Origin of the sequence: Chlorobium sp. N1 (assembly GCF_004332115.1) — a bacterium.
GTDB lineage: Bacteria > Bacteroidota > Chlorobiia > Chlorobiales > Chlorobiaceae > Chlorobium.
Genome location: NZ_SJPA01000004.1, coordinates 118392 through 131360, shown reverse-complemented (window position 1 = coordinate 131360; position 12969 = coordinate 118392). Strand labels below are relative to the sequence as shown.

The following is a 12969-nucleotide window of genomic DNA, read 5'->3' as shown; positions in this document are numbered from 1 at the left end:
GTTCGGATGGCAAGGTTCGGGGGATGCAATAGCGCCCCATTTGTGTATATTTAGGTTTTTTCAACGCGACTTCCGACACAAATAAATCCTGCACTGCGGGGTTTTTGGCCCTGCGGCCCCGGCCGCGGCCCGATGCGATCCATGAATACACGAGCCCGACACCTTGCGGCAACTGCCGCCATCATCCTCTGCTGCGCGCTCTCGGCGGCGTTCCTGGACCGCCCGCTCGCGCTTTACCTCCACGCCCTCGACGCTCCGACGTGGCATGCCGCGTTCGGCTGGATCACCCGTTGGGGCCAGTCGGAATGGTACCTCGTACCCGGCATCGTCCTCTATTTCGCCCTCAGGAAAACGAATCGGCAGCTTTCATCAAAGGGACTGTTCATCTTCAGCGTCACTGCCGTCTCGGGTCTCGCGGCCGACCTCGTCAAATGGATCCTCGGACGGGCACGGCCGACGAAGCTCTTCAACGAAGGCGTCTACGGCCTCGACTGGTTCCGCATCGAGCACGCCTGGGTCTCGTTCCCCTCCGGCCATTCCGCCACCGCCTTCAGCGTCGCCGCAGCGCTCGCGCTGCTCTATCCGAGAGCGGCCCCGGTCTTCTATGCCGCTGCGGCCCTCATCGCCTTCAGCCGGATGTTCCTCGGCCAGCACTTCCTCTCGGACGTCGTCGCCGGTTCGGCGCTCGGCGTCGCCACGAGCCTCATCCTCTACAACCGCTATTTCAAAGAGAGCACCCATGCACCCCGACAGGTCCAGCCGTGAAAGCGTCATACTCGGCGCGCTCCTGGCAATCATCCTTGCCGTGACCTGCTTCGCCGTGCTCGGCCGGGCGCCGCTCTTCGACGTCGACGAGGGGGCGTTCAGCGAGGCGACGCGCGAGATGCTCCGAAGCGGCAACTACCTCTCAACGACCCTGAACGGAGCCCCCCGCTTCGACAAGCCGATCCTCATCTACTGGCTCCAGCTGCTCTCCCTGAAAACGTTCGGCCCGGGCGAGTTCGCGTTCCGCCTCCCCTCGGCCCTGGCGGCAGGGGCATGGTCTTTCGCCCTCTTCCTGCACGAGTCCCGCCGCAGCGGCGCGCGCCAGGCATTCACGGCGGCCGCCATGCTGATCCTCTCGCTCCAGGTAACCATCATCGCCAAGGCGGCCATCGCAGACGCCCTGCTCAACCTCTGCCTTGCCGGCACCCTCCTCTCGCTCCTCACCTACTACCGGTCCGGCTCCAGACACGCCCTGCTCCTCGCGTTCTCCGCAATGGGGTTCGGGATGCTGACGAAAGGTCCCGTGGCGGTCCTCATCCCGCTTGCCGCGACATTCCTCTTCCAGCTCGGCCGCGGCACCCTGCGCCAGTGGCTGCGGATGGTGCTGGACCCCGCGGGTATCGCGCTCTTCCTCGCCATTGCGCTGCCCTGGTACCTCCTCGAGTACCGGGCCGAGGGGATGGACTTCATCCAGGGGTTTTTCCTCAAGCACAACGTCGGCAGGTTCGGCACCTCTTTCGAAGGACACTCCGGCTCCATCCTCTACTACGTGCCCGTTGTCATCATCGGGCTCATGCCCTTCACAGGGCTGCTCTACACGGTGGTTCGAAACTTCCGCAGGCTGATGGCCGACCCGGAGAACCTCTTCCTCGGGATCTGGACGCTCTTCGTCTTCGCCTTCTTCTCGCTCTCCGGCACGAAGCTCCCGCACTACATGATCTACGGCTACACGCCGCTCTTCATCCTGATGGCGCGCGCCCTGCCCTACCTGCGCCGGCCGGCGCTCACCCTCATCTGGCCGCTCCTGCTGCTGGCCCTGCTCGCCCTCCTACCGGCACTCCTCCCTGCGGCAGCGGCTATGGCTGCCGGCGACCCCTTCATCGCCGACATCCTGGAGGCCGCCCGGGCGATCTTCGCAGAGGGCCACATCATCCTCACCCTCGCCCTCGCAGCAGCAATGGCCGCAATCATGCTCCTGCGCCGATTCCCGGCGGAGTTCCGGCTCGTCGCCTCAGGCCTCTGCTTCTCGCTCTACGTCAACCTGCACGTCATGGCGCTGGCCGGAAGGCTGCTGCAGGAACCGGTGAAGGAGGCCGCGCTTTTGGCGAAGCAGAACGGCTGGGAAATCGTGATGTGGCGGGTCGATTACCCCTCTTTTTTAGTATATTCGGAATCATTAGCCCTGAAGCGCGATCCCCGGCCGGGCGAGGTCGTCCTGACCACGTCGAAGCATCTTGGAGAGCTCCGGGAGCCGGAGGTGCTCTATCGGAAAAACGGAATCGTGCTCTTGAGAACCACCCAATGAACCCCCTGCCATGAAGCTGTCAGTCGTCATACCGGTCATGAACGAGGAGGAGAGCATACAGCCGCTCTTCCAGGCCCTCGAGTCGGCCCTTTCCGGGGTCGAGCACGAGGTCGTGATGGTCGACGACGGCTCGACGGACGCCACGGTCAAGCGGATGGAGGCCCTCCGGACGCCGAACGTGAAGATCGTCGTGCTCAACAAGAACTACGGGCAGACCACCGCCATGGCGGCAGGCATCGCCGAAGCCGGAGGCGAGCTCATCGCCACCATGGACGGCGACCTGCAGAACGACCCCCGGGACATCCCGATGATGATGGAGTACCTCCGGGAGCACGACCTCGACGTCGTGGCCGGACGGCGCGCGGGGCGCAAGGACGGCATGGTGCTGCGCAAGATCCCGAGCGCGATCGCCAACGCCATCATCCGCAACATGACCGACGTGCACATCCGCGACTACGGCTGCACGCTGAAGGTGTTCAAGCAGGAGGTGGCGAAGAACCTCGGCCTGTACGGGGAGCTGCACCGCTTCATCCCGGTGCTCGTCCAGCTCTACGGCGCAAAAATGGAGGAGGTCGACGTGCGCCACCACGCCCGCCAGTACGGCAAGTCGAAGTACGGCATCGGCAGGACCTTCAAGGTGCTCAGCGACCTGCTCTTCATGGTCTTCTTCCAGAAATACAGCCAGCGCCCGATGCACCTCTTCGGCACCCTCGGGTTCGTCTCGTTCTTCATCGGCCTCGCCATGAACCTCTACCTGCTCCTGCTGAAGATCCTCGGCCAGGACATCGGGGGAAGGCCGCTGCTCTCGCTCGGCATCATCCTGACCTTCATCGGCATCCAGCTCATCACGACGGGCTTCATTGCCGAGTTCATCATGCGGACCTACTACGAGTCGCAGAACAAGAAACCCTACATCATCCGCAAAACCGTTGGCAAAAACTAGTCAGGGCGCAAAAAAGACGCTCAAGGCGCTCCTCCAGGTCCTCGTCACCCTTACCGCGCTCTACCTGGTCCTGCAGAAGACCGACGTCCGGCAGATCGGCCAGGCCATCGGCGGTTCCAACCCCTGGTACATCCTGCTCGCCATCGTCTTCTTCAACATCTCGAAGCTCTTCAACGCCGTCCGGCTGAACCGCTTCTTCCGGGCAATCGGGCTCGACCTTCCGTGGGGCTACAACCTGAAGCTCTACTACCTGGGGATGTTCTACAACCTCTTCCTTCCGGGAGGGGTCGGCGGGGACGGCTACAAGATCTTCGTCCTGCAGAAGAACCACGGCGTAAAAACAATCAACGTCTTCCACGCCGTCTTCTGGGACCGGCTGACCGGCATCATTGCGCTCATCTTCCTCGCGCTCATCCTGCTGATTCCGAGCTCGTTCGCCGCCCTCATGCCGACGACGGTCCCCTACCTCTGGGCAGGGCTCGCGGCAGTCTACCCGATGGCCTGGCTGCTCAACCGCTTCGCCTACCCCCAGTTTCTCCAACTCTTCGCCGTAACGGCCTGGGAATCGATCATGGTGCAGGCCACGCAGGCCGCCACGGCCTTCTTCATCCTGCAGGCCCTCTCTCCCGACACCCACAGCATCGACTACCTGGCCATCTTCATGTTCTCGACGGTGGCCACCATCCTGCCGATCACGATCGGCGGAGCCGGCGCTCGCGAGGTGACCTTCTACTACATGCTCAACCACATCCAGCTCGACGCCAGCCTCGGCATCGCTCTCTCGCTGGTCTTCTTTGCCGTCTCGGCCGTCTCGTCGCTGCCCGGCATCCTGCTCAGGATCCGCCACGAAGCCCCCGCGGCGAAGGAAGCCGAAACGCCCTGACCCCCCGCCGCCGGCTCCCCCTCAGGATCCCGGAGCCGTGAGTTCGAGGTCGTAGAGGCGGCACTGCAGCTGCCGCCGGCCCCGCCATACCCGTCTCTCGAGCGAATAGACCATTGCGAAAGAAGCCCTGGGGTCGGCCTCCAGCGCCCGGTAGAGGTCCGGCCGGTCGAAACCGATAACGTCGAAATACCGCCCCCCGGCGTCGCGCACCGCGAACTTCACGTGCCGCTCCTTCAGGAGCCGCGGCCAGCCCTGCATCCGAAGGCCCCTCGTCACGAAGACCGGTTCCCGGTTGCCGAACCCGTGGGGGGAGAACTGCTCGAGCACCCCGATGAACTTCTCGCCGGCGTCCTCCAGGCGGAGTTCGGAATCGATCTGCAGCTCCTTCTGCCGCTCGCCGAGCCCGAGCCGGCGGGACGAGGCCTCGTCGAAACGCCGGCGGAAGGCGGCGATGTTTTCGGGAAGCAGCGTCACGCCGGCCGCCTGGCGGTGCCCGCCGAACTGCAGCAGGAGATCCCGACACTCCTCGAGCACCGCGTAGACGTCAAGCCCTTCGACGCTGCGCACCGAGCCCTTCACCACGCCGTTCATGCCCCCGAGGATGACCGTCGGCAGGTAGTGGCGCTCAAGCATCTTGGAAGCCACGATGCCGAGCACCCCGAGATGCCACGACTCGTCGTAGAGCACGATCGAGGAGCAGTAGGAGGCAAAGTGGGCGTCGAGCATCCTCTCGGCTTTCATCATGATGTCCATGTCGGTCTGGCGGCGCAGGGTATTGAGCTCTTCGAGCGCTCCGGCGTGCCGGCGGGCCTCCTCGGCGGACTCCGAGAGCAGCCAGTCCATGGCGAGCGCGGCCGAACCCATCCTTCCGGCGGCGTTGATGCGCGGGGCTATGCCGAAGGCGATGTTGAACATGCCGACCTCGGAGCGCTCGACCTTCATCACCCCGAGCAGGGCCCCGAGGCCGATGGAGGGCGAACGGCGGATCTGTTCGAGCCCTTCGCGCACGAGAATGCGGTTCTCGTCGCTGAGCTCGACCATGTCGGCCGCCGTGGCGATGGCCACGTAGTCCAGGTACTCCCGCCAGCCCGACTCCCCCTCGCCCCTGTCGGCGGCGATGGCCTGGATGAACTTGAACGCGACCCCGCAGCCGCAGAGCTCACGGAAGGGGTACGGGCAGCCCGGAAGTTTCGGGTTGAGGATCGCCACGGCCTCGGGCAGCAGGTCGGGCTCGTGGTGGTCGCACACGATCACCTCTATTCCGTAACCCCGGGCGCGGCTGACGGCCTCGTTGGCGCGGATGCCGCAGTCGACCGTGACGATGAGCCCGACGCCGCGCCGCTTGGCCTCGTCGATCCCCTCCTCCGAGAGGCCGTAGCCCTCGCGGAACCGGTCGTTGATGTACCATGAGACGTCGGCGCCGTGCTTCTGGAGATAGCGGTGGAGCATTGCCGTGCCGGTGGTGCCGTCGACGTCGTAGTCGCCGTAGAGCATGATCTTCTCGCCCTCCGAGAGCGCCTGCTGCACCCGCCGGACGGCTTTGTCCATGTCGCGGAGCAGTCGGGGCTGATGCAGGCTGTCGAGCGAATCGCGGAAAAAGCCCTTCGCCTCCTCGAAAGAGCCGACACCACGGTTGAGCAGTGCGCGAGCGATCGGCAGAGAAACGTTGATGGATTCCGAAAGGGCCGAGACGGCGGCGGCATCAGAGGGAAGAATGGTCCAGCGGAATCGTTTCATTGCGGAGTAAGGGGAGGAAAGATTGCCGAAAGCGTGAAAAATCAAATGTAACGCTTCCCCCCTTACCCGCAAAAGGCGAAGCGGCCGCACCTTGAAAATGGATGCGGATATGGCTACATTGCAAGTTCAGGCCGTCCCCTCGGCCAGAGTCCCATTCAACCACCAGGAACCATCAGTCCATGAGCCAGCTCATCACCATCGAACGCCACATCCTCGAGCAGCAGAAAAAGCACCCCGAAGCGACAGGAGAACTCACCGACCTGCTCAGCGACGTCGCCTTCGCCGCCAAACTCGTGCGCCGCGAAGTGGTGCGGGCCGGCCTGGTCGACATCCTCGGCTTTGCCGGCAGCACGAACGTGCAGGGCGAGGAGGTCAAGAAGCTGGACCTCTTCGCCAACGACAAGATCATCAACGCCATCGGCCAGCACGGCCGCTTCGCCGTCATGGGCTCTGAGGAGAACGAGGGGATCATCATCCCCCCGAAGAACGACACCGGCAGCTACGCCCTCCTCTTCGACCCGCTCGACGGCTCGTCGAACATCGACGTCAACGTCAGCGTCGGCACCATTTTCTCGATCTACCGCATCAAAAGCCCAAACCCCGGCAGCGCGAGCATCGAGGACTGCCTCCAGAAAGGATCCGAGCAGGTTGCGGCCGGCTACGTCATCTACGGCTCGTCGGTCGTCATGGTCTACACCACCGGCCACGGCGTCCACGGCTTCACCTACGACCCGACCATCGGCGAGTTCCTGCTTTCGCACGAGAACATCACGACGCCCCAAAGCGGCAAATACTACTCCATCAACGAAGGCTCCCATGCGCAGTTCAACGAGGGCACGAAGCGCTGGCTCGACTACGTCAAGGAGGAGGACCCCGCCAGCGGCCGCCCCTACAGCACGCGCTACATCGGCTCGCTCGTTGCCGACTTCCACCGCAACCTCCTCACCGGTGGCGTCTTCGTCTACCCGCCCACCACGAAACACCCCGGCGGCAAGCTCCGCCTGATGTACGAAGCCAACCCGCTCGCCTTCATCTGCGAACAGGCCGGAGGCAGGGCCACTGACGGGCGAAGCCGCATCCTCGACATCGACCCGAAGGAACTCCACCAGCGCACCCCGCTCTACATCGGCAGCGAGGACGACGTCCGTGCAGCCGAGGAGTTCGAGCAGGGAAAACGCTGAAGGCAGCCCCTCTCTGGAGAATGATGACGCGATGAAAAAAGCCGCCTTTCCGGGCGGCTTCTTATTTACATGCAAACGGAGGAGATAGGGCTCCCTAGACCTCCCCTTTCTCGAACTCGGGGTAGAAGATGCGCCGGATGCCGACGGTCTTTCCCGTCTCGGCGTCGAGGGCCACGACCACAGCCGAGAAGTGCACATCCTCCGAGGCGCACTCGTACTTGTGCGGGGTCTGGTAGAGCATGCGGTCGATGGCCGACTTCGACTGCATGCCGATGACCGACTGGAAGGGGCCGGTCATGCCGGCATCCGAGCAGTAACCGGTGCCTTTCGGAAGAATCCGCTCATCGGCGGTCTGGACGTGGGTATGGGTGCCGACGAGGGCCGAGACGCGCCCGTCGAGGTACCAGCCGAGAGCGATCTTCTCGGCCGTCGCCTCGGCGTGGAAGTCGACGAAGACGAATCGCGCCTCATCCTTCAGCTGCTTGAGTGCCCAGTCGGCGGTGCGGAAGGGGCAGTCGATCGAGTACATGAAGGTGCGGCCCTGAAGGTTCACGACGGCGATGTTGCCGAGCCCTTCCGGGAGCGGATAGAGGCCGTAGCCCCTGCCGTAGGTGCCTTTCGGATAGTTGAGCGGGCGGAGGACCTTCGGATGGGTCTTCAGGGTGTCGAAAAAGTTGAAGTTGCTCCAGGTATGGTTGCCGCCGGTGACGACGTCGACGCCGGCCTCGAGCAGCTGGTTGAGGGCTTCGGCGCTCAGCCCCTTGCCGTTGTGGGCGTTCTCGCCGTTGGCGATGACGAAGTCGATACGGTGGGTCTTCTTGAAGCCTTTCAGCATCATGCCGACCAGCTTCAGTCCTGGCGTGCCGATCACATCACCGATGAACATCACCCTGAGGGTTTTTCCTGCCATATCGCGCCATCCTCTCTGTTTGCCGTTGGGGGGGAATTGAGTCTCAATGGACAAGGTACGAAGCGGCGGCCGGAAACGGAAAAACCCGGGAGATTCCCGGGTTTTCCTGCTGCTCTCTTGGAGCAGGCTGTCAGTGCGGCCCTCGGCTCACATCGCGTCGATGATGGCATTGAAGGTGGCGCTCGGGCGCATCGCCTTTTCGGTCAGCGCGTCGCTCGGGTGGTAGTAGCCGCCCATGTCGACGGGCTTGCCCTGTGCGGCGATCAGCTCCCCGTTGATCTTCTCCTCGTTTGCGGCCAGATCAGCGGCGACCGACTTGAAGCGGGCCTGGAGCTCGGCGTCCTTCGACTGCGAAGCCAGCGCCTCGGCCCAGTAGAGGGCGAGATAGAAGTGGCTGCCGCGGTTGTCGATCTGGCCGACCTTGCGGGCGGGCGACTTGCGGTTGTCGAGGAACTTGCCGATCGCCTGGTCGAGAGTCTCGGCAAGCAGCTGGGCTTTCTGGTTCGAGAAGGCGTCGGCGAGATGCTCGAGCGAGGCTGCAAGGGCGGAGAACTCGCCGAGCGAATCCCAGCGGAGGTAGCCCTCTTTCTGGAACTGCTGCACGTGCTTCGGGGCCGAACCGCCGGCACCGGTTTCGAAGAGGCCGCCGCCCTGCATCAGCGGAACGACCGAGAGCATCTTGGCGCTGGTGCCGAGCTCGATGATCGGGAAGAGATCGGTGAGATAGTCGCGGAGCACGTTGCCGGTGACGGAGATCGTGTCCTCTCCCTTGCGGAAGCGCTCGAGCGAGAACTTCATGGCGTCGACCGGGGTCATGATGCGGATGTCGAGGCCGGCGGTGTCATGCTCCTTGAGATAGGCGTTGACCTTCTTGATGAGCTCTGCATCGTGGGCGCGCTGCGGGTCGAGCCAGAAGACGGCCGGGGCGCCGGTTGCGCGTGCGCGGGAAACGGCGAGTTTCACCCAGTCGCGGACCGGGGCGTCCTTGGCCTGGCACATGCGGAAGATGTCGCCCGTCTCGACCGGCTGCTCCATGCAGACGGTGCCGGAGGCGTCGACGACGCGGATGGAACCCTTTCCGGGAGCATAGAAGGTCTTGTCGTGCGAACCGTACTCCTCGGCCTTCTGGGCCATGAGTCCGACGTTCGGCACGCTGCCGATGGTCGACGGGTCGAAGGCGCCGTTCTTCTGGCAGTCCTCGATGATTGCCTGGTACATGGTGGCGTAGCAGCGGTCGGGAACCATCGCCGTGGTGTCGTGGAGCTCTCCGTCGGGCCCCCACATCCTGCCGCCGTCGCGGATGACGACAGGCATGGAGGCGTCGATGATGATGTCGTTCGGCACGTGGAGGTTGGTGATGCCCTTGTCGCTGTCGACCATGGCCAGCGCCGGACGGGTCGCGTAGACCGCCTGGATGTCGGCCTCGATCTCGGCACGCTTGGCTTCGGGCAGCTGCTGGATTTTGGCGTACAGGTCGCCGAGGCCGTTGCTGAAGCTGACACCGAGCTCCTTGATGGTGGCGGCGTGCTTCTCGATGGCGTCCTTGTAGAAGACCTCGACGGCGTGGCCGAACATGACCGGATCGGAGACCTTCATCATGGTGGCCTTGAGGTGGAGCGAAAGCAGGACGCCCTCGTTCTTGGCGGCTTCGATCTGCTTTGCGTAGAAATCGCGGAGCGCACGGACGTTCATGACGGAGCTGTCGATGACCTCGCCCGCAAGCAGCGGCGTGCTCTCCTTGAGCACCTTCACCGAACCGTCGGCGCCGGCGAACTCGATGCGCATGTCGTCGGTTGCCTTCATGGTGACGGACTTCTCGCTGCCGTAGAAGTCGTCGGCGTCCATATGGGCCACCTTCGTCTTCGAACCGGCCTCCCATGCCGCCATGCGGTGGGGGTTCTTCTTGGCGTAGTTCTTGACGGAGAGCGGGGCGCGCCGGTCGGAGTTGCCCTCGCGGAGCACCGGGTTGACAGCGCTGCCGAGCACCTTGGCGTAGCGCTTCTGGATCTCTTTTTCAGCGTCGGTGGAGGGAGATTCGGGATAGTCGGGAAGGTTGTAGCCCTGCGACTGCAGTTCCTTGATGGCGGCTTTCAGCTGCGGGATGGAGGCGCTGATGTTCGGCAGCTTGATGATGTTGGCTTCCGGCTTCAGGGCGAGCTCGCCGAGCTCGGCCAGGTAGTCCGGGATCTGCTGCTCTTCGGTCAGGTTGTCGGGGAAGTTTGCGATGATGCGGCCGGCAAGGGAGATGTCCCTGGTTTCGACCTCGACTCCGGTGCCCTTCGTGAAGGCCTGGATGACGGGAAGCAGGGAGTAGGTCGCAAGCGCCGGGGCCTCGTCGATCTTCGTATAGATGATAGTAGCGTTTTTTGCCATCTCTATTGTCGTTTTATTGAATGGTTGAATAAAGGAACTGCACAAAAAAAAGACATACGCTCCGCCCCGCAGACTTCTCCCTTCGACAGGAGTGAAGGCGGCATCGGCTCGAAAGCAATCGCGAACGGAATGAAAAGATCCTCACGGAAGAAACCCTGCCGTGAAGCATGACTAGCTAGAAAACAATGGAAAAAGGGGGCGGGCCTCATAACAGGCCGGGCCCCCCGGGGAAATCACTTGGAAGGCTTGAAATCGTCAAGACCGACCCGCTGGGCAAGCTCCTCGTCGTTGAGCACCTCGTGGGCAAGCTTGATCATCGGGATGGTAGCGCCCATGGAGCTGTAGCCGCCGTCGTGGAACAGGTTCTGCATGGTGACCTTGCGGGAAAGATCGCTGAGAATGGTCATGGCGTACTCGGCGCACTCCACTGCGGAAGCGTTGCCGAGCGGCGACATGAGGTCGCTGTACTCGAACATCTTCTCGAAGCCGGGGATGCCGCTGCCGGCCTTGGTGTAGGTCGGGCTCTGCGAGATGGTGTTGATGCGGATCTGGCGGCGCGCCAGGCGCGGGCCGTAGCTGCGGACGATCGACTCGAGGAGCGACTTGGCGTCGCCCATGTCGGAGTAGGTCCAGTAGTTGCGTTGCGAAGCGATGTAGGAGAGGGCCAGGATGCTGGCGCCGTCGTTGAGCGCGTCGTTCTTCAGGGCGTAGGAGACGAGGCGGTGCAGCGACAGGCCCGAAACGTCGAGCGTGCGCATGAACCACTCGTAGTTGAGCTCCTCGTAGGGAAGCTGCTTGCGGATGTTCTGCGACATGCCGATGGAATGCACGATGAAATCGACCTTGCCGAGCTTCTCCTTCAGCTCCCTGAAGCAGCTGTCGACGTCCTCGTTCTTGGAGGCGTCGCAGACGATCACCGGGGCGTTTCCGCAGAGGGCGGAAAGCTCGTCGGTGTTGCCGAAGCGCATTGCCGCGGCGACGTTGGATATGGCGATTTCGGCACCTTCCCTGTAGGCGTGGACCGCGATCTGCCAGCCGATGCTGCTATCATCGAGCGGGCCGAATACGATTCCCTTCTTTCCTTTCAACAGACCATAGTGCGCTTTCTCGGACATGATATAAGCTGGTTCTTTGACAAAAACGTTGGGGGGAGCGCCCCGTTATTTCAATATTTCAAACAATGAAGATACAAGTTTCCGTGGAAAACTTAAAAGTTTCGCTTCAGATTTTTATCAGAAGGGGTCCCTGATGCCCATCATACCTTCATGCGCCGCATCGAGCGGAGCTTGTCGAGCACGTTGCGGTTGACGTTCAGCTCCGACTCCTCCTTGTCGACCGGGATCTCACGGAAAATGACGCGCAGCAGGCTGTCCTCACGGACGAACTTCTCCATCTCGAGGCTGTAGAGCGCCCTCGGAAGCGTGATGATGCGCTGTGCGCGGTCGACTGCGACGACGATGTCGGTGCCCATGCGCTCCACCGTCACCTCCTCGGCGTCCTTGAGGAAGGGGATCCGGATGCAGAGGATCTCGCGGTGGTCTTCGGTCAGCTCGCTGCGCTTCGACTCGATCCAGAAGTTCTTCCCGGAGTAGAAGATCTTGTCGGGGAGTTCCTCGCCGAAAACCATCCCGCTGATACCGTAGAGGGCGTCCGGGCCGATGGGCTCGGTACGCTGGAGGTGGCAGCGGAAGACCGGCGTGGGATAGAAGGAGTTGTCGATCTCCATCAGGTACTTGCTGTGCAGGTCGCTCCAGAACTCGAAGTACTCGCCGACCGTGCGCGAGGTCGGAAGGATCTTGTTGATGACGATGCCGTCGATGTTGATGCCGTAGAGGTGCACGAACGTGTAGGCCCGCTTGGTCTCCAGGATCGAGAGCTTCTCGGGGTTGAGCACCAGGCGGAAGGTGACCTCGGGGCTGAGGATGAACTGGTTGATGTCCTCCATCTGCTTGAGCAGCACGTTGACCTCGTTGAAGAAGTCGTCGTCGGGGATGGAGGTGCCGGAAAGCGGACGGGCGAGCGACGACATGCTCTTGTAGAGCTTGAAGAACTGCTTGCCCATGTTGCCGCCGATGATGATCTCAGGGTATGCCAGCAGCCGGAGCGTGTTGCCGGTCGGGGAGGTGTCGAGCACGACGGCGTCCCATTTTCCGGACTGCGCCTCGTCGAGGAGGCGGCTGAGGGCGAAGATCTCGTCGAGTCCGGGCTGCGTCGTCAGTTCGGAAGCCATGCCGCTGTCGATCCCCTTGTTCTGATAGGAGGTTGAGACGAACTTCTGGAACCCCGACATGTTCTTCTTCAGCTCGTAGACCGTGTCGACCTCGAGGCCGTAGAGGTTCTCCTCGATCTTCTGCGGGTCGTTGCGGCTGATGCGCACGCCGAAGACGTCGGAGAGGGAGTGCGCCGGGTCGCTCGACATGATGAGCACCCGCTTGCCGGAGCGGGCGAGCGCCACGGCCGAGCATGAGGAGATGGTGGTCTTGCCCGTTCCGCCCTTGCCGGAGTAGATGATGACCCGGGTCTTCGACTGGTTTTCTGTGAGATCCCTCGAAAGCATAGGATATACGGTTCCGGTTGGACGGCACGCAGGCCGTGATGTCAGTGGAAATCGGGCATGCTGGCGCCCTGAATGCATAATCATTCAAGGTACCA

At 62.8% G+C, this 12969-nt stretch carries 10 protein-coding genes; 5 read left to right on the top strand and 5 right to left on the bottom strand.

All coding sequences use genetic code 11. The annotated features are described in order from the left end of the window. Positions 1 to 141: 141 nt before the first annotated feature. From E0L29_RS07235 to E0L29_RS07220, 4 genes are read left to right on the top strand one after another with little or no spacing between them, the layout of a single operon-like run. On the top strand, positions 142 to 765 hold the full coding sequence (locus E0L29_RS07235) for a phosphatase PAP2 family protein (protein ID WP_131356979.1): 624 nt from the start codon (positions 142 to 144) through the stop codon (positions 763 to 765). Next, positions 740 to 2290 carry a glycosyltransferase family 39 protein gene (locus E0L29_RS07230; RefSeq protein ID WP_131356976.1) on the top strand — a complete coding sequence of 517 codons (1551 nt, stop codon included), beginning with the start codon at positions 740 to 742 and terminating at the stop codon, positions 2288 to 2290. The genes E0L29_RS07235 and E0L29_RS07230 overlap by 26 nt, the downstream gene beginning before the upstream one ends. A 10-nt stretch (positions 2291 to 2300) precedes the next feature. Then, positions 2301 to 3233 (top strand): glycosyltransferase family 2 protein, encoded by a 933-nt coding sequence (locus tag E0L29_RS07225; RefSeq protein WP_131356973.1) that lies wholly within the window; start codon positions 2301 to 2303, stop codon positions 3231 to 3233. Continuing rightward, positions 3220 to 4116, top strand: coding sequence for a lysylphosphatidylglycerol synthase transmembrane domain-containing protein (locus E0L29_RS07220; RefSeq protein WP_131356970.1), 897 nt, complete (start codon positions 3220 to 3222; stop codon positions 4114 to 4116). Before E0L29_RS07225 ends, E0L29_RS07220 begins: the two co-directional genes overlap by 14 nt. A gap of 21 nt (positions 4117 to 4137) precedes the next feature. Here the strand turns inward: E0L29_RS07220 and recJ are convergent, their stop codons facing one another. Continuing rightward, on the bottom strand, positions 4138 to 5853 hold the full coding sequence (recJ, locus tag E0L29_RS07215) for a single-stranded-DNA-specific exonuclease RecJ (RefSeq protein WP_131356967.1): 1716 nt from the start codon (positions 5851 to 5853) through the stop codon (positions 4138 to 4140). 179 nt (positions 5854 to 6032) lie between these two features. On the opposite strand from recJ, the gene fbp reads away from it, so the two are divergent. Next, positions 6033 to 7034: a class 1 fructose-bisphosphatase gene (gene fbp, locus E0L29_RS07210; protein ID WP_131356964.1), complete on the top strand. Its 1002-nt coding sequence runs from the start codon at positions 6033 to 6035 to the stop codon at positions 7032 to 7034. 94 nt (positions 7035 to 7128) lie between these two features. Here the strand turns inward: fbp and E0L29_RS07205 are convergent, their stop codons facing one another. The 4 genes from E0L29_RS07205 to E0L29_RS07190 form a co-directional block, all read right to left on the bottom strand. Continuing rightward, positions 7129 to 7944 carry a TIGR00282 family metallophosphoesterase gene (locus tag E0L29_RS07205; RefSeq protein ID WP_131356961.1) on the bottom strand — a complete coding sequence of 272 codons (816 nt, stop codon included), beginning with the start codon at positions 7942 to 7944 and terminating at the stop codon, positions 7129 to 7131. Positions 7945 to 8091: 147 nt separating this feature from the next. Then, on the bottom strand, positions 8092 to 10317 hold the full coding sequence (locus E0L29_RS07200; protein ID WP_131356958.1) for an NADP-dependent isocitrate dehydrogenase: 2226 nt from the start codon (positions 10315 to 10317) through the stop codon (positions 8092 to 8094). Positions 10318 to 10550: 233 nt separating this feature from the next. Next, positions 10551 to 11432: an enoyl-ACP reductase gene (locus E0L29_RS07195; protein ID WP_131356955.1), complete on the bottom strand. Its 882-nt coding sequence runs from the start codon at positions 11430 to 11432 to the stop codon at positions 10551 to 10553. Positions 11433 to 11572: 140 nt separating this feature from the next. Beyond that, positions 11573 to 12874, bottom strand: coding sequence for an ArsA family ATPase (locus E0L29_RS07190; RefSeq protein WP_131356952.1), 1302 nt, complete (start codon positions 12872 to 12874; stop codon positions 11573 to 11575). Positions 12875 to 12969: the final 95 nt, after the last annotated feature.

Coding starts and splice junctions, on each gene's coding strand:
- fbp (WP_131356964.1), top strand. CDS start 6,033: ATGAGCCAGCTCATCACCATCGAACGCCACATCCTCGAGCAGCAGAAA.
- recJ (WP_131356967.1), bottom strand. CDS start 5,853: ATGAAACGATTCCGCTGGACCATTCTTCCCTCTGATGCCGCCGCCGTC.
- E0L29_RS07205 (WP_131356961.1), bottom strand. CDS start 7,944: ATGGCAGGAAAAACCCTCAGGGTGATGTTCATCGGTGATGTGATCGGC.
- E0L29_RS07235 (WP_131356979.1), top strand. CDS start 142: ATGAATACACGAGCCCGACACCTTGCGGCAACTGCCGCCATCATCCTC.
- E0L29_RS07225 (WP_131356973.1), top strand. CDS start 2,301: ATGAAGCTGTCAGTCGTCATACCGGTCATGAACGAGGAGGAGAGCATA.
- E0L29_RS07195 (WP_131356955.1), bottom strand. CDS start 11,432: ATGTCCGAGAAAGCGCACTATGGTCTGTTGAAAGGAAAGAAGGGAATC.
- E0L29_RS07230 (WP_131356976.1), top strand. CDS start 740: ATGCACCCCGACAGGTCCAGCCGTGAAAGCGTCATACTCGGCGCGCTC.
- E0L29_RS07190 (WP_131356952.1), bottom strand. CDS start 12,874: ATGCTTTCGAGGGATCTCACAGAAAACCAGTCGAAGACCCGGGTCATC.
- E0L29_RS07200 (WP_131356958.1), bottom strand. CDS start 10,317: ATGGCAAAAAACGCTACTATCATCTATACGAAGATCGACGAGGCCCCG.